Here is a 21,972-nt window from a genome sequence, read left to right as displayed (position 1 = left end):
GCCGGAGGGAAATCAGCAGGGCCTGAAGGTAAGGCGCTACGCCGACCGGCGAAGTTCCGTCCGATTGCTCACCGGATCGGATTGTCGACCTGGATATAGAACGCATAAATCCCCAGCACCAGCCAGAACACCATGAACAGCCAGGGCGCACGCATGGAGAACAGCAACGACTTGCGATAGCCCTTGTGGGACGACTCCATTTCGGAAAACAGCGGCGACTCATCGTAGGCCAAGCCCATCACCGGCTCGCTGCGCAGCAGTTCGCTTTGCTTGTAGTGCCAGTGGTCGATGATCTCGTACGCGGCCCGAATGCCTGGCCAGGCGTTAAGGGAGCTGAGAATGCCCAGCGCGACCAGGAACACCGGTACCACCAGGGTGAACAGCTTGCCCCACTCCGGGTTGAGGTTGCCCATGCCGGACACAAAGGCGATGACCAGGAACGACTGCGCGGTGAGGTAGGCGTCGGTGCGGTTGGCCAAAATGGTGGTTTCGTACTGGATTTCGCGCCGGTAGAAATCGAGGCGGTCCTTGGGTGAGCCGAAGATTTTCGCGTTGTGTTCGCTGTGGTCGGCCAGCGCCGCTTCCGGCGTATTGGGAGAAGGAATGATTCTGGGCACGACAGTGCTCCACACAGGTTCGGGTCCTATTAGAAGAATCGGAGGTGGGTGAAGTTCAAGTTTGTTCGTGCACCATTCCGGCGCACTGCGTGCCCCATGGAAGACAGGGCTCTTGTAGTGAGCGGGCTTGCCCCGCGCTGGGCAGCGTAGCGGCCCCCAACAAGCAGGAGCGCTGCGCACTCCAGCGCGGGGCAAGCCCGCTCACTACACAGAATTTGGGCGTTTCGGCACAGGCATTGCTTAAACCATTCATCTGCCCGAATAAAGGAGCATTCGTTACCCCCCGACCCAGAGCCGACCCCACAAGAAAGTAAGGACCAGGCCCATTGGCACCATCGGCCACGGGCTCATAAAAATATGCGGTTTTTTAAGCGGCAGTGCCACCCAAGCTCTCCTCGGCACTGACAAGGTACTGGAATGGCTCTATCTTTCTTCGATGAAATGAATGACGCGAACGGCGCGTGCCGCGCGCACTATCAGGATTTCTCCCGCTGGCTGGCGAATACGCCGCCGGAACTGCTGGCCCAGCGTCGCCGTGAAGCCGATTTGCTGTTTCACCGCGCCGGGATCACCTTCACCCTGTATGGCGACGAACAAGACACCGAGCGCCTGATCCCCTTCGACATCATCCCGCGCAGCATCCCCGCCAGTGAATGGAGCGTGATCGAACGCGGCTGCATCCAGCGCGTCAACGCGCTGAACATGTTCCTCGCCGACATCTACCACGACCAGCGCATCATCAAGGCCGGGATCATTCCGGCGGAGCAGGTGCTGGGCAACGAGGGCTACCAGAAGGCGATGGTCGGCCTGGACCTGCACCGCGACATCTACTCGCATATCTCCGGGGTGGACCTGGTGCGCGACGGCGACGGCACCTACTACGTGCTGGAAGACAACCTGCGCACCCCCAGCGGCGTGAGCTACATGCTCGAAGACCGCAAGATGATGATGCGCCTGTTCCCCGAGGTGTTTGCCAAACAGCGCATTGCGCCGGTGGACCACTACCCCAACCTGCTGCTCAAGACCCTTAAAAGCTCAAGCCGCCTGGACAACCCCAATGTGGTGGTGCTGACGCCGGGGCGCTTCAACAGCGCGTTCTTCGAGCATGCGTTCCTGGCACGGGAAATGGGCGTGGAGCTGGTGGAAGGCGCCGACCTGTTCGTGCACGACCTCAAGGTGTTCATGCGCACCACCGATGGCCCCAAGCCGGTGGACGTGATTTACCGGCGTATCGACGACGCCTTCCTCGACCCCAAGGCCTTCAACCCCGAATCGATGCTCGGCGTGCCCGGCCTGGTCGCCGCCTATTGCGCCGGCAATGTGGTGCTGGCCAATGCCATCGGCACCGGCGTCGCCGACGACAAGTCGATCTACCCCTATGTGCCGGAAATGATCCGTTTCTACCTGGATGAAGAACCGGTGCTACAGAACGTACCCACCTTCCAGTGCCGCAAACCCGATGAGCTGTCTCACGTCCTGGCCCACCTGCCGGAACTGGTGGTCAAGGAAACCCAGGGCTCCGGCGGTTACGGCATGCTGGTCGGCCCGGCCTCCACCGCCGCCGAGATCGAGGACTTCCGCCAGCGCATCAAGGCCCGTCCTCACGCCTACATCGCCCAACCAACCTTGAGCCTGTCCACCTGCCCGACCTTTGTCGAAAACGGCATCGCCCCACGGCATATCGACCTGCGGCCGTTTGTACTCTCGGGCAAGGAAACCCGCCTGGTGCCCGGCGGTCTCACCCGCGTGGCGCTAAAGGAAGGCTCGTTGATCGTCAACTCGTCGCAAGGCGGCGGAACCAAGGACACCTGGGTGGTGGAGGGCTGAGTATGTTGAGTAGAACCGCCGCAGATCTGTACTGGATGTCCCGTTACCTGGAGCGTGCCGAGAACCTGGCGCGCATGCTGGAAGTCAGTTACTCGCTGTCGTTGATGCCCCAGGCCGGGCACAGCGATGGCCTGGATGAACTGGCCATGTCGTTGCTCAGCAGCGGCACCCTGGACAGCTACCTTGAGCGTCATAAACAGCTGGACGCCGAACGCATGCTGCATTTTTTCGCCCTCGACGAAGAAAACCCCGCCAGCATCTACAACTGCCTGCGCGCTGCACGTGGCAATGCCCACGCGGTACGCGGGCGCATCACCGCCGACATGTGGGAAAACCTCAACGCCACCTGGCTGGAAATGCGCAGCATCGCCGCCGGCGGCCTGGCGCGGCATGGCATCAGCCACTTTTGTGACTGGGTCAAGCAGCGTTCACACCTGTTCCGTGGGGCGACCTCCGGGACAATCATGCGCAACGACGCCTATCGGTTTATCCGCTTGGGCACTTTTGTCGAGCGCGCGGACAACACCCTGCGTCTGCTGGATGCGCGTTACGAGATGTTTGGCGAAGAGTCGGAAGAAGTCAGCGACTTGTCGGCACGCGGTTATTACCAGTGGAGCGCCCTGCTCCGCGCGTTGTCGTCGTTTGAGGCGTATACCGAGCTGTACCCGAATGCATTGAATGCGCGGTCGGTGTCGGAGCTGCTGTTGCTGCGCAGCGATGTGCCGCGTTCGTTGCATGCGTGTATCGAGGAATTGAGCCATATCCTGGCGGATCTGCCCGGCAGTTATGGGCGCACGGCGCAGCGGTTGGCGGCGGAGTTCGAGGCGCGGCTCAGGTATACCGGGATTGATGAGATTCTGGAGGATGGTTTGCATAGCCGTCTCACGGAATTCATCGACACGGTGCGCGAGCTGGCACGGGCGATACACAGCTCATACCTGGAAGTGGTCTAAGCAGCCCCCGCTTTGCCTAGAAACCCGAGCATCAGCGTGTTGACCTGCTGCCCTTGCTCGTTCTGGATCCAATGGCCACAGTTGAGCAGCACGTGCTGCTCAAGGTGAGGCACCAACTCAGGCATGCGCTTGAGCGTGTGGGCCTCGAAGACCCCGACCGGGTCGCGGTCGCCGATCAGGAACAGCGTGGGTTGCAGCACCTGCCTGCCGGCCAGGCTTTCGGTGCATTGCCAGTTGCGTTCGAAGTTACGGTACCAGTTCAACGGGCCGCGAAACCCATGCTCGGCGAAGGTGTGCACGTAGACGTCCAGATCCGCCTGGGAACACCAGTGCGGCAAGGCGCCGGGTGCCGGAACACCCTCAAGCAACCTGGCATTCGCAGGTTTGCTTTGCAGAAACACATCCTGATCCTGCATGAACAGGCGCAAGGTACGCTCGATATCGGCGTTCAACTCCTGCTCGGCGACGCCCGGTTCCTGGAAATACAGGATGTAGTTGAAGCGGTCGGCGTACAGCTCGCGCATGATTTGAATCACCGGCCGCCGTGCGCGCCCGGCAAACGGCACCGACAGGGTGATCAAACGCGTGATCCGCTCAGGTTCGAGCAACGCCAGGTGCCAGGCCACGACCGCGCCCCAGTCATGGCCGACCATGACCACCTGCGCATGGCCAAAATGGTCCATGGCCTGCTGGATATCGCCACACAGCGTCAGCAGATCATAATCGGCGACCTCGGCCGGCGAACCTGACTGGCCGTAGCCGCGCATTTCAGGGGCAAACACCCGATAGCCCGCGGCCGCCAGCGCGGGAATCTGCTCGCGCCAGGAGTGCCAGCACTCCGGGAAGCCGTGAAGCAGCCAGATCGGCCTGCCGTCTTCGGGACCGGCGATGTGGACGCTTAACTCAATACCGTTGACGCAGATGAGTTGCTCGCTCATTGGCATGGCCTTTTCGAGATTTTTCCCAGCGTGCGGCATTGTTTTCAACGCCACCAGCATCATTGATCGCGGGAATGCCTCATGCAACCGCCCACCAACGCGGCAACAACTGACGTACCCGCCCTTCGCCGAAGCGGTCATCGATCAACATCACGACGCCACGGTCCTGCTGGCTGCGGATGACCCTGCCCGCTGCCTGCACCACTTTCTGAAGGCCGGGGTACAGGTAGGTGTAGTCGTAGCCTGAACCGAAGATCGCGCCCATGCGCAGTTTCATCTGTTCATTGACCGGGTTGAGTTGGGGCAACCCGAGGGTGGCGATGAAGGCGCCGATCAAACGGGCGCCGGGCAGGTCGATGCCTTCACCAAAGGCGCCGCCGAGCACGGCAAAGCCGACACCCTGGCTGTGTTCGGTGAATTGGTCGAGGAATGCCTGGCGCTCGGCCTCGGCCATGCCGCGTGACTGTTGCCAGAGTGTGATCTGCGGGTGTCGCTCGGCCAGCAACTGCGCCACCTGCTGCAGGTAATCGAAGCTTGAGAAGAACGCCAGGTAGTTGCCAGGCTGCCCGGTGCATTGGCGGGCGATCAGCTCAACGATAGGCTCCAGCGAGGCGTGGCGATGCACGAAACGCGTGGAGACCGCATCGACGATGCGCACCTGCAATTGCTCGGCCTTGAACGGCGACTCTACATCGACCCAGGCCGTGTCCGCCGGCAAACCGAGTAAATCCGCGTAGTAATGACGGGGGCTCAGGGTCGCGGAAAACAGCACGCTGCTGCGGGCCGCGGTCAAGCGTGGGCGGATGAACTCGGCGGGCACCACGTTGCGCAGGCACAGGGTTGAGCTGCTGCGTTTGCCGCTGAGCTGGCGTTTACTGATGTCGAAAATGAAGTGTTCGTTGAACAGCTCGGCGACTTTGGCAAATCGCAGCACCTCGAAATAGAAGGCTTGCAGGTCGCCGCTGAGCGATTCGGGATGCTCATTGAAATACTCGCCCATGCTGCTGGCGCACAGGCTCAGGGCCTGCAACAGTTTTTCCGGGCGGGCGGCATAAGCCTGGTACGGCGCGATCTGGTCCTTGTGCAGTGCGTTCCACTCACGGTTGAGGCGCTGCAAGGGTTTTTTCAAGGGCTCGGGCGCGACGTCGCGCAGGGTCTTGAGGTGGTATTGGTCGAGGCTCGCGCTGTACATCGAGCGGGCCCGTTCGACCAGGTTGTGCGCCTCGTCCACCAGCACTGCCGCGCGCCACTGGTTGAGCTGGGCCAGGCCGAACAGCATGGCGCCAAAATCGAAATAGTAGTTGTAGTCAGCGACCACCAGGTCGGCCCAGCGCGCCATTTCCTGGCTCAGGTAATAGGGACAGACGTCATGGGCCAGGGCCACGTCGCGCAGGTTGCGCTGGTCCAGCAGGCGCACCTTGGACGCGGCGATGCGCGCGGCGGGCAAGCGATCGTAGAAACCCTTGGCCAAGGGGCAGGAGTCGCCGTGACAGGCATTGTCCAGGTGCTCGCAGGCTTTGTCCCGCGCCACCAGTTCCAGGACGCGCAATTGCAGCTCGGGGCTGCTGGTGTGCAGCACGTGGGCGGCGTCCAGGGCGAGCTTGCGGCCGGGGGTCTTGGCGGTGAGGAAGAACAGCGTGTCCAGTTGCTGGGGCGCCAGGGCCTTGAGCAACGGGAAAATCGTGCCGATGGTCTTGCCGATGCCGGTAGGCGCCTGGGCCATCAGGCAGCGGCCGGTACTGACGGCCTTGTACACTGATTCAGCAAGCGAGCGCTGGCCAGGACGAAAACCGGCATGGGGAAACGCCAGGGCCTGCGCGGCCTTGTTGCGCGCTTCGCGGTGTGCCATTTCCTGCTGGGCCCAACCGAGGAATAGCGCGCATTGCTGGTTGAAGAACGGCTCCAGTTCGCTGGCGTGAAAGTGTTGGTTGAGCACCGTCTCGCCCTCGCCGACGATGTCGAAGTACACCAGCGCCAGGTCGATCTGCGAGAGGCCGAGTTTCTGGCACATCAACCAACCGTACACTTTGACCTGGGCCCAATGCAGTTGCCGGTGGTTGGTGGGTTGGGCGTCGAGGTCGCCACGATAGGTTTTCACTTCTTCCAGGCGGTTGGCGTCCGGGTCGTAGCCGTCCGCCCTGCCCCGCACCTTGAGTTGCTGGTACTCACCTTCGAGCGCCACTTCATTCTGGTAGTGCGGGCTGCGCCGCGAGGCGACGGTGCGGTGGCCGACAATACCTTCCTGGGCGCTGGGCGACGGCGTGAAGCGCAGGTCCAGGTCACCGACCTTGGCGGTGAACTCACACAGTGCACGCACGGCAACGTTGTAACTCAAGCGGACGCTGCCCAGCGCACATAGCAGACCGTCACCGGCATCTGGTATTCACCGCAGAACTCCAGCCAGCGCAGCTGGTTGTCTTGCAGGCGATCGCCGGGGCCCTTGACCTCGATCATGCGGTAGGTCTTCTGCGCGGGCCAGAACTGGATCAGGTCCGGCATGCCGGCACGGTTGGCGCGGATGTCCAGCAGCAGCCGTTCAAACCAGTAGCGCAGGTGTTCGGCGGGCAGGCAGGCCAGGGCCTGCTCCAGCAGTTCTGCGCTGAGCAGGTTCCAGAATACGAAGGGCGACTGGATCCCCCATTTTTCGCTGTAGCGTTGGCGGATGGTGGTTTTGTAGCGCTCGTCCTGCAATTGTTCGAAACACGCGGCGAACAGCGGCGCGCGGCGCAGGTGGAAGTCTTCACTGTGCAGATCCGCCGGCCCGCGCTGGAACGGGTGGAAAAACGAACCCGGCAGCGGCGCAAATATCACGTCCCAGCACAACAGGCCGAACAGCGAGTTGATCAGGCCGTTTTCCACATAGTGCACCGGCCCATCGGGCTCGCTGAGGTGAGCCTGCACGCAATACTCCACCGACATCAGCGGGTCCGGTAGCGCGAGCGCCAAGTCCAGGCGCGTGACCGGCCGTGGCTTGACCTTGGGCAAGGCCGGCTCGCCCAGTTTGCGCCGCAGGCGTGGCACCACACGCAGCAAGTGCTGCTGCTCGGCGGCGCTTTCCGGGGCCTGTTGTGCGGCGTTCGCCAGGGCCATGGCTTGCACGTAGTGCTCCTGGCGCTCCAGCACACGGATCAAGCGTGAGCGGGCGCCGGGGTAGGCGCAGGCGCGATAAATCTGTTCCGCCAGCGCCAATTCGGCAGTGCGCTCGCAATATTGACCCACTTGGAACAACAGCTTGGCCCGCCGTTTTTCCAGCCAGGGATTGTCGGTGTTCAATGTGGCGACCTGGGCCAATACCTCCTCCAGCGCCGCACCGGTTTCAAACGCCTGCTGGCACTGGTGCAGGAACAGAAAACCCTGCACGTCATCACGGCTGCGTAAGCCACGGGATTCGGCGCAGAACTCGACTTTTTCGTAGGTGTAGATGCCCAGGTCAGCCAGCACGAACTCGGACCAGTCCTGATGCAAGTTGCCGAAGAACATCAGGCGCAGACGATCGCACAGGTCCATCACGGTGAGGCTGTACAACGTGTCGGCAAGGTCGGGGCACCAGTGGGCAAAGCAGCGATTGTCGGTGAAATGCGCCGACAACCCTTCCAGCCAATCGGTTTTCTTGGATTTGGGTTGTTCGATCCAAGGCTTGAATGCAGCGAGAATCTCGCCTTTTTGCAGCAAGGCGAACAACGCGTCAAAGGCCAGCAGGCATTTGTCGTTAACCCACCCCAGCTCCAGCAATGGCCCGGCAGCAGCCTGGGTGCAACCGATCTCCACATAGTTGAGCTTGCCCGCACGAAAATGCACGCCCTTGCGCATCACCATGCGCACCAACAAGGCCTGGGACGCTTGCGGCAACCTGTCAAATTGCTGAATGAAATGCTCTTCGTCCGGGTCGAGCAGATCCGCATAGCGTTGCCCCAGCCAATGCAGGACTTGGCGGAAGTTATGCAGGTAATAGAGCGGTTCTTCGAGGGGATTGGCCATGGCGCGCAGCGATCAAATACTGGTTATGCATACAGAGTGCCGTCGCAAAGGCCTGGTTGCAATCGGTAATAGATAAATGGCGCCTGCAACTTTTTACATAAAAGTGATCAGATGCTGAAGTCGATGGCGTAACATTTGTCGCCCACGGCCTCTGGCGTGGGACTTTCACGGTTAAGGTAAGGGTTATGAACATGAAGAATTTGGGTCTGCCGCTGGTTGCACTCACTTTTCTGGTATTGGCCGGTTGCGCGACGCAAACCGTAGTGACGATGCAAAATGGCACGCAGTATTTGACCAAGGACACCCCAAAAACCAAGACCGCCGACGGTTTTTACGAATTCACCGATATCGCCGGCAAACGTGTACGGGTCAAGGCCGACGACGTGGCCACCGTGCGCAAGGAAGACTGATTCCCAAAGCCGAAACCTATCAAATGTGGGAGGGGGCTTGCCCCCGATGGCGGTGTACCGGTCGATAAATGCGTTGGCTGCTCCACCGCAATCGGGAGCAAGCCCCCTCCCACCTTTTTCAACTGCATTCCACTCCTAGCCGATCACCACCTCGCCCAACCCTCCACTCACCCCGACCAACGTCACCGAATCGCCCCCCACACTGATCACCGTATCGCCTCCGTGCTCCCGGTAATCCACACTCCCCTGCAGATCCTTGAACACCAGCTTGTCCGTCGATTGATAGCCAATCACCCGGTCTTGCCCGAAATGTCCGCTGAACAGAAAAGTGTTATGCCCGCTGTTATCACGGAGGGTGTCGTTGCCCTTCCCGCCCTCGATAAAATCCACGCCCTTCCCTCCTTGGATCAGGTCATCGCCGTCACTGCCGATGATGAAGGTATTGCCTTTGTGCGGCTCGGCATTGCGGTTGAGGTCCTGCACCCAGGTGTTGGCCCGCGCCGGGTCGGACAGGTTGGCGACAATCACGGTGGCGTCGCGGCTCATCTGCTCGTAGAACCCTGACTCGAGAATCCGTGTCATGCCATCGCCATACCCGGTGGGCAGGTGCGAGAGCCAGGTCGGCAGGTTGGCGATGGAAAACGGCAGCACGTTCCACAGCGTCGAGGCGTAGTGGTCGTTGAAGCTGACGATGTTATCGGTGGTCGACTCATGGGGTTTGTCGTGCACGCCCAGGGACGACAGGTTGAAGGATGACCCATCCAGCGCACGGAATACCGGGTCGTTCTCGTAGCCGATATTGAGCACCTTGTCGCCGGCACTCTGGGTCGGCGACGCGTAGGCCACGTAGTGGGCGTCCTTGTAGAAGCCGCCCCACTTGTTACCGCTCAAGTCCGCCAGGCTGTTGACCGCGAGGCCCCCCAGGCTATGCCCGCTGACCAGCACGTCCTTGCCACTCAGGCCATGGGCGCTGGCGTAGTCGGCGACGTTCTTGAGCAAGCCGCCAAAGGCTTCGCCGGCGTAATTCTTCGCGTAATCCTTGGGCCCCAGCGCCGCCAGCAGATCGCTGACCAGGTCGCCGATGGAGTCGCTGATCAGGGTTTCCCGGGGCCCCGAGGTGCCGCGAAAGCCGATGCCGATTTCCAGCAGCTTGCCGGCGTCATCGTACTTGCCCAGTACCTCGACCTGGGCCGTGGTGTAGCCTGCCTTCTCGCCGAAGAACGTGCCTCGTGCATCGACCTTACCGCCGTAGCCCAGGGTGCTGGCGCTGATCGGCGTCCAGCCGGCCTTTTGCACCGCGTCCAGGGCGGCTTTCTCTGAATCCGGGTTCCACGGTAAGCCGGGGATAACGCCCTGGGAATCAGTGCTGCCGAGCAATGCACCGACCAGCGTGGCCGGTAGGCCCAACCCCAGGCCATTGTGCTGGTAACCCACGGCAAAGCCGTTATCCAGATTGTGATAGGTGTACAACGTGATCGCCATCGCATCCGCGAACAACGCCTTGGAGCCCTCGGTGCCGAGGTTTTTATAGTCGAATATACCCATGCCAGTCCTCTCTTATTGTTGTTTAACACCCAAAAATCAACGTCCAAACGCCTCATCCACCTTGGCCAGGTCGGTGTCGCGCAGGTTTCCGGCGTAGTAATGCAATTTGGTCCAGGCCATCAGGTAGTCGTAGCGGGCCTGGGCCAGGTCGCGCCGGGTGCTGTAGAGCTGCTGCTCGGCGTTCAGTGCATCAAGGTTGACCCGCTCACCGCCTAGGATGCTCTGCTGGGTCGACACCACCAGCGCTTCGGCCGACGCCAGGGCCTTTTGATAAGCGCGCAATTTGCTCACCCCCGACAGGCAGGCGCTGAACTGCCGGCGCAGCTCTATCAGGGTTTCGCGGGTCTTGCCCTCCAGCTCGTACTCGGCCTGCTCCATGGCGCGGCTGGCCTGGCGGGTGGACGCCGAGATGCCGCCACCGGCATACAGCGGCACGCTCACTTCGACGCCGATGGTGTTGGTGTCGTAGCGCTGGTTGTAAGTGTTGCCGCTGTCGGACTCTTGCTGGCGCGAGCTGGCATAGGCGGTGACCTTGGGTAAATGCCCGGCGCGGTTGCGCTCCACTTCATAGCGCGCGACTTCCAGGGCCTGGCGCTGGGAGGCCAGCGTGGGGTTGTTGCTGATCGCCAGTTCATGCCAGGTGTCGTAGTTGGCCGGGGTCAAGGTGAACGCGGCAAAACCCTGGTTCAGCGGCGCCAGGTCGTCGATGTTGACGCTCTGTACGCCAATCAAGGCGCCCAGCTCCCGCAAGGACGCGTCTTGCTCATCCAGCGCCTGGATTTCTTCGGCCGTGGCCAGTTCGTAGCGCGATTCGGCTTCCAGAATGTCCGTGCGGGTGCCCTCGCCTTGCTGGAACAAATGCCGGTTCTGCTGGAACTGTTGCTCGAACGCCTTCTTCTTCGCACGGGCAATGTCGATCTGGTCCTGGGCAAACAACGCTTGGGTGTAATAGGTCAGCACGCGCACCAGCAGCGCCTGGCTCTTGTCGCGAAAGCTTTCATCGGCGAACAGCGCCTGGGCCACGCCTTTGCGGTAGTTGGCGTAGGCCTCGTAGTCAAACAACGGCTGTTGCAGGCTGAAGGTCGAGCCGTAGCTGTTGTAGTTGCGGTCGTCGTGATAATTGCCGCCGCGCCCGTCGGGCAAGGTGGCCTGGGAGTTGTTGCGGCCCTTGTTGTAGTTGTAGGACAGCTTGGGCAGCAGGCCGGCGCGGCCGATGGCGCGGTTTTCCAGGCCGGCGTCGCGCTCCTTGATGGCGCCGAGGAATACCGGGTCGTTACGCAAGGCCTGTTCGTACACATCGAACGGGCCCATGGCGGCCTGGGCATTGGCGCAGGTCAACAGCAAGGCGATAAACACGTGCTTCATGTTCATTCCTCGGTCAACGCCGAGCCGGCGCGGTCGAGCAGCGGCTTGAACAGGTAATTGAGCAAGGAGCGCTCGCCGGTGCGCACGAACATCTCGGCGGGCATGCCCGGCTTGATCACCAGGCCGTGGAGTTTTTCCAGCGCGGCGTCGCTGACTGCCGTGCGCAGCACGTAATAGGGCGCGCCGGTTTTTTCATCGAGCATCTGGTCGGCGGAAATCAGGCTGACCTCCCCCGGCACGCGGGGTGTGCGGCTCTGGTTGAAGGCGGTGAAGAGGATATCCACTGGCAGGTGCGTGCCAACCTTGTCCACCAAGTGCACCGGCAAGTGCCCTTCGACTTCCAGGCGCGTGCCCTGGGGCACGATTTCCAGCAGGGTTTCACCGGCGCGCACCACCGCGCCCTCGGTGTGCACGCTGAGGTTCACTGCAATCCCATCGGCCGGGGCGTTGATTTCGCTGTGTTGCAGGTCAAACCCGGCTGAGGTGAGTTGCTGCTCCAGGGTCAGGCTGCGCAGTTGCGCGTCGGCCAACTGGCTGCGCACTTCCTTCTGGTACTCCTCGCTGTGCTGCTGCAATTTCAGCCGCGATTCGAGGATGCCCTGCTCGACGCGGCCACTTTCACCGCTGTTCTGCGCCAGGTCCTGTTGCACCTGGGACAACTGGCGCTGGTACTCCATCAACCGGTTGCGCGGGATGTAGCCGTTGTCGGCCAAGGGTTGCAGGTTGCTCAGTTGGTTGCGCAGGGATTGGGCCTGGGCAGTCAGGTCGCTGCGCGCACGGCGCATGCCGCCCAATTGCGCGGAGGCACCGTCGATGTTGGCACGGATGCCGGCTTGCTCACGGGCAAAGGCTTCGCGACGGCTGCTGAACAGTTGGCGCTGGCCTTCCAGCACCAACGCCAGGGCTGGATCGGGGTTGGCGCTCAGTTCGGCGGGAAAGGTGATGCTGGCGTGGTTATCCCGTTCGCTCTGCCAGCGCGCCACGCTGGCCCAGGCCATGCGGTACTGGGCCTGCAGGGACTGCACGTCGGCCTGGTGCTGGGTCTGGTCGAGACGAAACAGCGGCTGGCCCTGTTTCACATGCTCGCCCTCCTTCACCAGAATCCGGCTGACCACGCCGGGGCTTAAGGTTTGCACCGCCTTGCGCTTGCCCGACACCACGACCGTGCCTTGTACCGGAATGCCCTGGTCCAGCGGCGCCAGGCTGGCCCACAGGAAAAACCCGCCGGCACCGACCAGCGTCAGCAGCCAGCCCATGCGCGTAAAAAACGTGGCGTCGCGCTCTTTGAAGCGTGGTTCAACAGTGATGCTGCTCATGCGCCTGGATTCCTTCCGGCTTGGTACTGACGACTGAAACTCACGCCGGGTTTCTCCTTCGGCACTTCCTGCTGGCCGGACAACGCGCGCAGCACTTCCTGGCTGGGCCCGAAGGCTTGCAGATGCCCGTCGTTGAGTACCAACAGCTTGTCGGCCTGGGCCAACGCCGAAGAACGGTGGGTCACCAGCACCACGCTGCTGCCCTGGGCTTTCATCTGCACGATGGCGCTGGCCAAGGCGGCTTCGCCGACCGTATCGAGGTTGGAATTGGGCTCATCCAGCACGATCAGGCGTGGCCCGCCATACAGCGCGCGTGCCAGAGCTACCCGTTGTTTCTGGCCGCCGGACAGGCCGCCGCCGTTGTCGCCCAATACCGTGTCGTAGCCCTGCGGCAAGCGCAGGATCAGTTCATGCACGCCGGCCTGCTGCGCGGCACGCACCACCTGATCGGGGTCGGCTTCGCGAAAGCGCGCGATGTTATCGGCGATGCTGCCGCTGAACAGTTCGATGTCCTGGGGTAGGTAACCGATGTGCGGGCCGAGGTCGTCGCGGTCCCAGCGGTGAATGTCCGCGCCATCCAGACGTACGGTGCCCGCCAGCGTCGGCCACACCCCCACCAGCACACGCGCCAGGGTGGATTTGCCGGAGCCCGACGCACCCAGCACGCCCAGCACTTCGCCGGCGCTGAGATTGAAGCTGACCTGGTGCAGGGTGGGCATGCGTTTGCCGGGCGGGCCCGCGCTGACCTGTTCAAAGCTGACCTGGCCCTTGGGCGCCGGTAATTTCATCTGCTCCACTTCCGGTGGAAACTCGCGCAGTAAGTCATCCAGCCGCTGGTAGGCCAACTTGGCCGAACTCCATTGCTTCCATACCGCAATCAACTGGTCGATGGGGCTCAGCACTCGGCCCATCAGGATGGAGCCAGCGATCATCATCCCGGCGGTCATATCGCCCTTGATCACCAACAGCGCCCCCAGCCCCAGCACCAACGATTGCAGGCACAGGCGCAGGGATTTGCTCAGGGAGGTGATCACCGAGCCGGTATCGCTGGCGGTGTTCTGCAAGCCGAGGAACTGCGAATGCACGGCAAACCAGCGCGTGCGCAACGCGCCCAGCATGCCCATGGCCTGGATAGTCTCGGCGTTGTGCAAGTGGCTGGTGGCCAGTTGCGTGGATTGCTGGGAGTAACCGCTGGCCTCGCCCAACGGCTTTTTGGTCAGGTATTCATTCAGGCACGCCAGGCCGATCAGCAGCACGGCACCGGCCGTGGCCAACACGCCCAGCCACACGTTGAACAGGAAAATCACAAACAGGTAGAGGGGGAACCACGGCGCATCAAAAAACGCGAACAGCGCAGGCCCCGTGATGAATTGGCGGATATGCGTCAAATCGCCCAGGGATTGCCCGGCATGCCCCTGGCCGCGTTGCAGGTTGCGTTCAAACGCGGCCTTGTACACGCGCAAGTTGAAGCGCCGCTCCAACTGGCTGCCAATACGGATCACGATAAAACTGCGGATCACCTCCAGCAGGCCAATAAAGGCAAAGAAGCCCACGACCATCAGCGTCAACATCACCAGGGTGGTTTCATTCTGGGAGGACAGCACGCGGTCATACACTTGCAGCATGTAAATGGACGGCACCAGCATCAGCAGGTTAATCAAGGCGGTAAAACAACCGACGCTGATCAAAATGCTCTTGTATTCACCCAGCGCCTTGAATAACGGCGCGACGGCATGGGACTTCGCCATGGTTTCTAATCTTCCTTGAAGCAAATTGCGCGCAATAGTTGCCCCGACCCCGAATGACGGAGCGGTCAACTAATAAAATCAAGTGATCGGTTTAAAACGGCAACTAAGGTGCACGTTGCAATACCACTTCAAGGCCGGTGGGCGTGCGTCCTTTATATTCGCCTTCTTTTTGCCGGTTAAGGTGGGTAATGCCACTGCCTTCGGCGTTCATCAGCCAGATGCCGTCCGGCGTTGGCGTCCAGGTCAGGGGCTTGGCGCCCAGCCATTGTTCGACACACGCCACGTCGCCGCCCAACGCGTTGGCCTGCTCCAGCAGGTCCAGCGCGCACACCTGGTCCTGCTGGTGCAACTGCCAATGCCCTGCCAACTGGGCGGTGGTGGGTAATACAAGACTGCTCGCCATTGCGTGGGCTCCTGCCGACACGAACATCACCTGCAATACGCAGGCGATCCTATTGAAAAAACGCTGCATCTTCATGCTCCATCCGTAAAGCGCGGCGCCGAAGCGCCGCGCCCGTGCATCACGCCACGATGTCGCTGACCGCAGCCTGGCCGACGGTGGTGACGAGGAAGTCCGCCACGCCGTGACCGGAGAAGTCCACTGCCAAGGTGCCCAGGTTGGTGCCTGCGGCGTAAGTCAGTACCGCGTCGCCGGCATGCCCGGTGAAGGCATTGACGAAGGTCAGGCCTGCACCCTTGGTGATGCCGGACAGGTCGATCTTGTCCGAACCCGAGGTAAAGTCAAAGATCTTGTCAGAAGCCCCAGGCTTGGAGTCGGAACTGGCACCGAACACAAAGGTGTCGTTGCCCGCGCCGCCCCACAGTTGGTCCGCACCGCCACCGCCGTAGATGAGGTCGTTGCCGGCGCCACCTTTGATGATGTTGGCCGCGTTGTTCCCGATGATCAGGTCATTGCCCGCACCACCGAAGGCGTTCTCGATGGTCACGCCCTTGGCGATGGACACGTTGCCCACCAGGCCGCCAACGTCGGAGAACGAGGCTTCATTGAGGTTGATCTTCTGGTTTTGGGTGAAGCCGGAGAAGTCCAGGGTGTCGTTGCCACCACCGTCCCACACCGAGAACACCAGCTTGTCGGCATTCGACGTGGCGCTGAGGAAATCACGCCCGGTGTTGGAGTTGAAGCCGTAGGTGGTGTCACCGGCGCGGGTGTTGTAGTTGGCGCCGTAGAGCTTCTGGATCGCCGCGATGTCGTCGATCAGCGGGCCGGACGCGTAGGCCTCGACCCCGCCTTTGCTGAAGTTCTGGTTGGTGTTGCTTTCGCTCCAGTAACTCATGAGGCTGTAGCCGCGCGTGTCCTGTCCATAGGTCGCGTCGTTGTAGGTTGGGGCGCCTTCTCCGGCGTTGTAGTCGCCCGGGTGGGCCAGGCCCAAGGTATGACCGATTTCGTGGGTCAGGGTCTGCCGGCCGTAGTTGTTCAGGTCCGGGGTTTTGTTCGGCGTGTAGCTGTTGTTGGTCAGGTACCACGACGTGCCGTCGTAGCCTGCACCGGTGCCGGGCAGGTAGGCGAAGGCCGCCGCGCCGTCCTGGCCGCCGCTGTAGTTGCCGAACGTCATGTGGGCGTCACCGCCACTGGCTTTCTCGGTGAAGGTGATGTTGGCCACGTCCGCCCAGGACTGCATGGCCAGTACGGCCTGTGCTTTCTGCTGTGCGTTGAACTGGCTGAAACCCGAGATGCCATGTTTGTTCATGGTGCTCGAAGAGGCCGAGGTCAGGAACGTGTAGGTCAGGTCGATCTTGCCGTTGCCGTCAAAGTCCCGGTACGCGGCGCCGTCGCGCAGCAACTGGGTGGCTGCCTGGTCAACGGTGTAGGAGGGTTTGCCATTGATCGTGAGGTTGCCGCCACGGTCATACAGATGGCTGAAGCTATCGATTTGCGAGTAAGCGGTGCTGGCTTGCGCCGCCGACACGATAGCCTTGTCTTTTACTTTTGACATAAACGTACTTCCTTGTTTGCAAGTGCTTCAGTCTTTGATCGATAGGCACCCCGCGGGCGAGATCGTCCTATCACTCGCCTCTTTTGAAGGCGTAAGAAAACTGACACAACTTGAAATCTTTCGTCTACATCTTTTCCAGCATTAGAATCAGGCGCGCAAACAACTTAAGTAATTTGCGCGCCGTGTTTGTTGGGCGGAATTGACTTTGTCCGACAAAAAACAACCTTGGGTTATTTAAATATTAAATAGCGCTGACGCAACCTAAGTTGTCCGGCGCTGTTAATAATTGGATCCATTATATTGCCAGGGTGTCATTAGCAACATTAAACGGCCATTACTTGTTTTAATAACTTCGCGTGCCCCCTATTACCGGGACAGCCTCCAGCCTGTTTTGTGTAATACCGACAACAGCGTGTCACCGCTCAGGCCGGGTACCAGCACACCTTGATCGGTGAGCATGTCCTCTCCGGCCAGGATCGCATTGATGATTGCCTCTTCCACAGCCTCGGCCGCGGCGCTGAACAGCGGCGAAATATGGTCATTGTTGACCATCTGCAACGCGCTGCTGAAAGGCAGGCCCTTGCGTCCGTAATCCGCCGGCGGCAAATCCTGGTTGCCGGTGGCAAAGGCCAGGAACAGGTCACCGCTGGAATCCTCGGTACCGCCGCCGGTACGCGCGATACCGATCGACGCGCGTTGCGCCAGGCGCTGGCATTGGTGCGGCAACAGCGGCGCGTCGGTGGCGAGGATCACCACGATCGAGCCCATGCCCGGCGTGCCTCGCTCGGCGAAGGGCGACGGAATGTCCATCAACCGGCGCCCCACCGGGTAGCCATCCACCCGCAGTTCCTGGCGCTTGCCATGGTTGGCTTGCACCAGCACGCCGACGGTCCAACCGCCCTGCTCCGCCGATAAGCGCCGCGATGCGGTGCCGATGCCGCCCTTGAACTCATGGCAGATCATGCCGGTGCCGCCACCGACCGCGCCTTCCTGCACCGGACCGGTGGCGGCGTTGTCCACGGCTTCGCGCACATGCTCGGGGCCCACGTGCTGGCCCCAGATATCGTTGAGCAGGCCGTCATAGGTCTCCATCACCACCGGCATGCACCAGTACACCGCCGGGTCCGCCAGGCGCTCGCGCTCCAGGGCGATCAGGCTGTCGCGCACCATGCCGATGCTGTGGGTATTGGTGATGGCCAGCGGCGTGGTCAGCAACCCCGCTTCGCTGACCCATTCAAGGCCGGTGGCATCACCGTTGCCATTGAGCACGTGGTACCCGGCAAAGCACGGTTGCTGGCGTGCCTCCCCTGCACGCGGTTGGATCACGCTGACACCGGTACGCACGTGCTTGCCATCGATACGTGTGTTCAGCGTGCTGTGGCCAACCCGCACACCGGGCACATCGGTGATGGCGTTCCATTCTCCAGGCGTGCCCAGCCCTAACGTAACCCCCAATTGACGTGCGCGCATAACCACTCCTTACAATTTCTGGAAGACCGGACTCGACCGGCCACTGATGCAATACAGGATCACCGACAGCGCCAGCAGGCCGATGATGATCATGATGTCCCGCACCGAGGCGGCTGCCACCAGGGTGACCAACAGGTAACCGGCGCCGAGTACCGCGAGCACCGCCGGCAACGGCCACAGCGGCATGCGATAGGGATGCTCGCGATCACGCAGCAATACCCGGCTCATCAAGGCGCTCAATGCCACCATCAGGTACACCAACATGATCAGCAGCACGCTGAACGAGGTCAGGTCGGCCAGGTTGGAGCTGAAACTCAGCAGCGCCGACGGAATCGCCAGGAACAGCGTAGCCAACCAGGGTGAATCCCAGCGTGGGTGAATGCGTGTGAACAGCGTGTTGATGCTCGGCGTCCACAGCGCATCGCGCCCGCTGCTGAACACCACGCGGCCGATCTGGATCACGATCGCCACAATCGCGTTGAACACCGACAGGAAGATCCCGGCGCTGACCAGCCGTGATAAGGTTTCATTGCCATGGCTGCTCAACAGATAGCCGATGGGGTCCGGGCTGCTGATCATCGCGCTCAGGGACGGTGCGCCGATCAACAGTGCGGTGATGGGCACCAGCTCGATGATCACCACCAACCCCAGTGACCACAGCACCGCCTTGTGCACGCCTTTGCCGCCGCATTTCATGTCTTCGGCCAGCAACACCGCCGGGCCATAGCCGTTATAGGAAAACAGGCCGATACCCACCGCGCCGATCACCAGGGCCCATGGCGCCAGGTGCAGCACGCCGTTTTCGACGATCTGCGGTTGGAACAGCACGCTGGCCGGTTGCACCGGGTTGCCGAAGCCGATCACCACGATCACCAGCAACGCGGCGATTTCCAGCAACAAGCAGGTACCGGTGATCCAGGCGTTAAGTTTGATATTGAGGATGCCCAGGGCGTAACTGCACACGACGATCGCCAAGGCGACGGTCTGCGAGTCGAACTGGGTGCCGAGGGCGTTATTCAGGTAGGTCGCCGCGCCGGTGGCCAGTACCGGTGGGATAAACAGCAACATCACCAGCACCGTCAGAAACGTCGCATAGCCCGCCATGCCACCGAACACGCGCTTGGCGTACACATACTCACCCCCTGCGCTGTTGTGGGCGCGGCCGAGTTCGGCGTAACAAAAGGCAAACATCAGTGCGAGCAACCCGGCCATCACAAACGCCAGGAACACGCCGCTGCCGGCCTGCTGGATGGCAAAGGGCGCGATCACGAAGACGGAACTGGCCGGCGTCACCGCCGACACGGTGATGGCCACTACATCGAAGACACTCAAGGTGGGTTTCAGCACGCTGTTGGGCGTGGGGGAAGTGCTCATATCGTTATCCTCTTTCGTTGTTCTTGGTGTGAGGCAGATACGAAAAGTCTGAAAGTCACGGGATATGTTTCCCGCTCAATGATGGCGAAGATAAACATTGGGCCTATGCCCGCCAATTCCCCTATTGGCGTACTCCCCTTGACGCCACCCGGCAAAAGTCGAACCCTTGCCCGATCTTTTGCTGGCGGGAGCCTGTCACATGAGCCTGTTTCGGGAGGTTGGGATGCATGCCGGCCTGGGCCGCACCGTCGCGCACATCGGCACCGAGCGTTTCTGGAAACAGCTGGTGCTGCTGTTGCACCAGTGCCTGCCTTTCGATAACGCCCTGGCGATCTTCTACCCCCTGGAAGGACCGCCCCAGGCCCTGGAAGAATACGACGCCCAACCCAGCAGCAAACCGGCGTCGATGCTGGTGTACCTCAATGGCTTGTATCTGCTCGACCCGTTTTTCCAGGCGTGTCGCGAGGGTTACGCCAGCGGCGTGTACCGCCTGGAGGAAGTGGCGCCGGATCATTTCCGCCAGAGTGAGTACTTCCTCAATTACTTCCACGACAACGTGCTGGAGGACGAGGTGCAATTGATTCTGCAATTGCCCGGCGCGGGGACGTTGTCGCTGTCATTGGGCAGGCAGCGGCGCTTCAGTGTTGAAGAGACCGGGCTGATGACAACCATGGCCGCCTGGGTATTGCCGCTGATGCAACAGCACTGGCAGCAAAGCACCCAGCGAGCGCCGGCGATGGACAGCCAGATCAGGGATGCATTGAGCCAGTTCGGCTGTGGCGTGCTCTCGGACCGCGAACTGGAAATCGCCCGCCTGGTGTTGCGCGGGTTCTCGTCCAAGGCCATGGCCGAACGCCTGAATATCTCGCCGGACACCGTGAAAGTGCACCGTCGCCACTTGTACGCGAAGCTGGATATCTCGTCACAGCCGGAGCTGTTTTCGTTGTTTATCCAGTCGTTGGGGCATGATCTGGAGAATCCCTAACCTGTTTGTGGGCCGGTAGGTCGAACGGGCTTAGTGTGGTGAGTGGGCTTGTTGTGGTGAGCGGGCTTGCCCCGCGCTGGGGCGCGAAGCGGCCCCAAGGCCAGGCGCCGCGATCCATTAGGATAACCGCGGTGATCTTATTGGGGCTGCTTCGCAGCCCAGCGCGGGGCAAGCCCGCTCACCACACGAAGCCCGCTCACCACAACAAGCCGGTTCACCACACCAAACGGGCTCACCACAACAAGCCCGTTCACCATAACAAGCGGGCTCATCCCAACAGCGGTCCGTTTACACCAGGCCTCAGCGGCCGGTGCGAATGGTGTTCCACACCCGCGTGCGCACGCGGTCGATATTCAGGGGCATGGCTTCCAGTGCGAATAGCTTGCCCATCATCTCGGGGCTTGGGTAGATCTTGGTGTCGGCCTTGATCGCCGGGTCTACCAGGCTGTCGGCGGCCTGGTTGCCGTTGGCGTAGTGCACGTAGTTGGTGATGTCGGCCATCACTTCCGGGCGCAGCAGGTAGTTCATGAACGCATAGCCGGCTTTCTCATTAGGCGCGTCGGCAGGCATGGCCACCATGTCGAACCAGATCGCGGCGCCTTCCTTGGGAATGTTGTAGCCGATGTTCACGCCATTCTTGGCTTCCTTGGCACGGCTTTCAGCCTGCAGGATGTCGCCGGAGAAGCCGACCGCCACGCAGATGTCGCCGTTGGCCAGGTCTGCGGTGTATTTCGAGGAGTGGAAGTACGCCACGTAGGGTCGCACGTTCATCAGCAGGTCTTGCGCCTTCTTATAATCCTCAGCCTTTTTGCTGTGGTGCGGCAAACCCAGGTAGTTGAGTGCGGCCGGTAACAGTTCGGGGCCGTTATCCAGAATCGCCACCCCGCACTTCTGCAGCTTGGCCATGTTCTCGGGCTTGAAGATCAAGTCCCAGGAATCGACAGGCGCGTTGTCGCCCAGTACCGCCTTGACCTTGTCGATGTTGTAGCCAATGCCGGTGCTGCCCCACAGGTACGGGAAGCCATGGGCATTGCCAGGATCATTGTTCTCCAGGGCTTTGAGCAGCACCGGGTTGAGGTTCTTCCAGTTGGGTAACTGGCGCTTGTCGAGCTTCTTCAATGCGCCGCCCTGGATCTGCCGGGCCATGAAATGGTTCGACGGGAAGACCACGTCGTAGCCGGATTTACCGGTCATCAACTTGCCGTCGAGGGTTTCATTGCTGTCGTACACGTCGTAGGTGAAACCGATGCCGGTTTCTTTCTGGAAGTTCTGGGTGGTGTCCGGTGCAATGTAGTCCGACCAGTTGTAGATTTTCACCGTCTCGGCGGCCTGACTGACAGAGGCCAGCAACATCAAGGGCAACAGGGCAATGGCTTTCATGGTTCGATTTCCTGGCGGTTTTAGGGCTGTTTTTATGGCAGGCGATCAAGGATCAAAGCGTTACAGAATCAATACGTAGGTGTTGCGCACGGCCTCTTGGATGTCCCAGAT

The 21,972-nt window shown here is 61.2% G+C and carries 17 protein-coding genes; 4 read left to right on the top strand and 13 right to left on the bottom strand.

Annotation, left to right across the window (positions count from 1 at the left end):
* Positions 1-68: 68 nt before the first annotated feature.
* Positions 69-617: a hypothetical protein gene (locus tag ACI512_RS18020; protein ID WP_064054645.1), complete on the bottom strand. Its 549-nt coding sequence runs from the start codon at positions 615-617 to the stop codon at positions 69-71.
* A 417-nt stretch (positions 618-1,034) separates the two neighbouring features.
* Between ACI512_RS18020 and ACI512_RS18015 the strand changes: the two genes are divergently transcribed.
* Positions 1,035-2,444: a circularly permuted type 2 ATP-grasp protein gene (locus ACI512_RS18015; RefSeq protein ID WP_046036314.1), complete on the top strand. Its 1,410-nt coding sequence runs from the start codon at positions 1,035-1,037 to the stop codon at positions 2,442-2,444.
* Between the two features lie 2 nt (positions 2,445-2,446).
* Positions 2,447-3,397, top strand: a complete 951-nt coding sequence (locus ACI512_RS18010) for an alpha-E domain-containing protein (RefSeq protein ID WP_231807632.1) — start codon at positions 2,447-2,449, stop codon at positions 3,395-3,397.
* On the opposite strand, the gene ACI512_RS18005 is transcribed toward ACI512_RS18010, so the two are convergent.
* The 3 genes from ACI512_RS18005 to ACI512_RS17995 form a co-directional block, all read right to left on the bottom strand.
* Positions 3,394-4,335, bottom strand: coding sequence for an alpha/beta fold hydrolase (locus tag ACI512_RS18005; RefSeq protein ID WP_405121243.1), 942 nt, complete (start codon positions 4,333-4,335; stop codon positions 3,394-3,396). The genes ACI512_RS18010 and ACI512_RS18005 overlap by 4 nt on opposite strands.
* Before the next feature lie 79 nt (positions 4,336-4,414).
* The gene (locus tag ACI512_RS18000; protein ID WP_405121242.1) at positions 4,415-6,670 is read right to left on the bottom strand and encodes an ATP-dependent DNA helicase; all 2,256 of its coding nucleotides are present in this window, start codon (positions 6,668-6,670) and stop codon (positions 4,415-4,417) included.
* Positions 6,667-8,313, bottom strand: coding sequence for a VRR-NUC domain-containing protein (locus ACI512_RS17995; RefSeq protein ID WP_405121241.1), 1,647 nt, complete (start codon positions 8,311-8,313; stop codon positions 6,667-6,669). The genes ACI512_RS18000 and ACI512_RS17995 overlap by 4 nt, the downstream gene beginning before the upstream one ends.
* 185 nt (positions 8,314-8,498) lie before the next feature.
* Here ACI512_RS17995 and ACI512_RS17990 point away from each other — a divergent pair, with 185 nt between their 5' ends.
* Positions 8,499-8,723: a YgdI/YgdR family lipoprotein gene (locus ACI512_RS17990; protein WP_046036312.1), complete on the top strand. Its 225-nt coding sequence runs from the start codon at positions 8,499-8,501 to the stop codon at positions 8,721-8,723.
* A gap of 135 nt (positions 8,724-8,858) precedes the next feature.
* Here the strand turns inward: ACI512_RS17990 and ACI512_RS17985 are convergent, their stop codons facing one another.
* The 8 genes from ACI512_RS17985 to ACI512_RS17950 all read right to left on the bottom strand — a co-directional run bounded on the left by ACI512_RS17985 (position 8,859) and on the right by ACI512_RS17950 (position 19,496).
* Positions 8,859-10,268 (bottom strand): lipase, encoded by a 1,410-nt coding sequence (locus ACI512_RS17985; RefSeq protein ID WP_122811462.1) that lies wholly within the window; start codon positions 10,266-10,268, stop codon positions 8,859-8,861.
* Between the two features lie 36 nt (positions 10,269-10,304).
* Positions 10,305-11,633 (bottom strand): TolC family outer membrane protein, encoded by a 1,329-nt coding sequence (locus ACI512_RS17980; protein ID WP_405121240.1) that lies wholly within the window; start codon positions 11,631-11,633, stop codon positions 10,305-10,307.
* 2 nt (positions 11,634-11,635) lie between these two features.
* Positions 11,636-12,949, bottom strand: coding sequence for an HlyD family type I secretion periplasmic adaptor subunit (locus tag ACI512_RS17975; protein ID WP_405121239.1), 1,314 nt, complete (start codon positions 12,947-12,949; stop codon positions 11,636-11,638).
* On the bottom strand, positions 12,946-14,697 hold the full coding sequence (locus ACI512_RS17970; protein WP_405121238.1) for a type I secretion system permease/ATPase: 1,752 nt from the start codon (positions 14,695-14,697) through the stop codon (positions 12,946-12,948). Before ACI512_RS17970 ends, ACI512_RS17975 begins: the two co-directional genes overlap by 4 nt.
* 103 nt (positions 14,698-14,800) lie before the next feature.
* A complete protein-coding gene (locus ACI512_RS17965) occupies positions 14,801-15,169 on the bottom strand; it encodes an AprI/Inh family metalloprotease inhibitor (protein WP_236380213.1) in 369 nt (122 codons plus the stop codon).
* A 49-nt stretch (positions 15,170-15,218) separates the two neighbouring features.
* On the bottom strand, positions 15,219-16,652 hold the full coding sequence (locus ACI512_RS17960) for a serralysin family metalloprotease (protein ID WP_046036308.1): 1,434 nt from the start codon (positions 16,650-16,652) through the stop codon (positions 15,219-15,221).
* Between the two features lie 366 nt (positions 16,653-17,018).
* On the bottom strand, positions 17,019-18,122 hold the full coding sequence (locus tag ACI512_RS17955; RefSeq protein ID WP_231807640.1) for a P1 family peptidase: 1,104 nt from the start codon (positions 18,120-18,122) through the stop codon (positions 17,019-17,021).
* A 9-nt stretch (positions 18,123-18,131) separates the two neighbouring features.
* Entirely contained in the window at positions 18,132-19,496 is a 1,365-nt protein-coding gene (locus tag ACI512_RS17950; protein WP_405121237.1) for an APC family permease, read from the bottom strand.
* Positions 19,497-19,695: 199 nt separating this feature from the next.
* Between ACI512_RS17950 and ACI512_RS17945 the strand changes: the two genes are divergently transcribed.
* Positions 19,696-20,481: a helix-turn-helix transcriptional regulator gene (locus ACI512_RS17945; protein ID WP_012724324.1), complete on the top strand. Its 786-nt coding sequence runs from the start codon at positions 19,696-19,698 to the stop codon at positions 20,479-20,481.
* Positions 20,482-20,781: 300 nt separating this feature from the next.
* On the opposite strand, the gene ACI512_RS17940 is transcribed toward ACI512_RS17945, so the two are convergent.
* Positions 20,782-21,861, bottom strand: a complete 1,080-nt coding sequence (locus tag ACI512_RS17940) for a polyamine ABC transporter substrate-binding protein (protein WP_236380219.1) — start codon at positions 21,859-21,861, stop codon at positions 20,782-20,784.
* Positions 21,862-21,972: the final 111 nt, after the last annotated feature.

This window comes from Pseudomonas petroselini, assembly GCF_045037875.1.
GTDB lineage: Bacteria > Pseudomonadota > Gammaproteobacteria > Pseudomonadales > Pseudomonadaceae > Aquipseudomonas > Aquipseudomonas petroselini.
The sequence above is the reverse complement of the archived record's forward strand: the minus strand, read 5'-3'. Positions and strand labels throughout refer to the sequence as shown.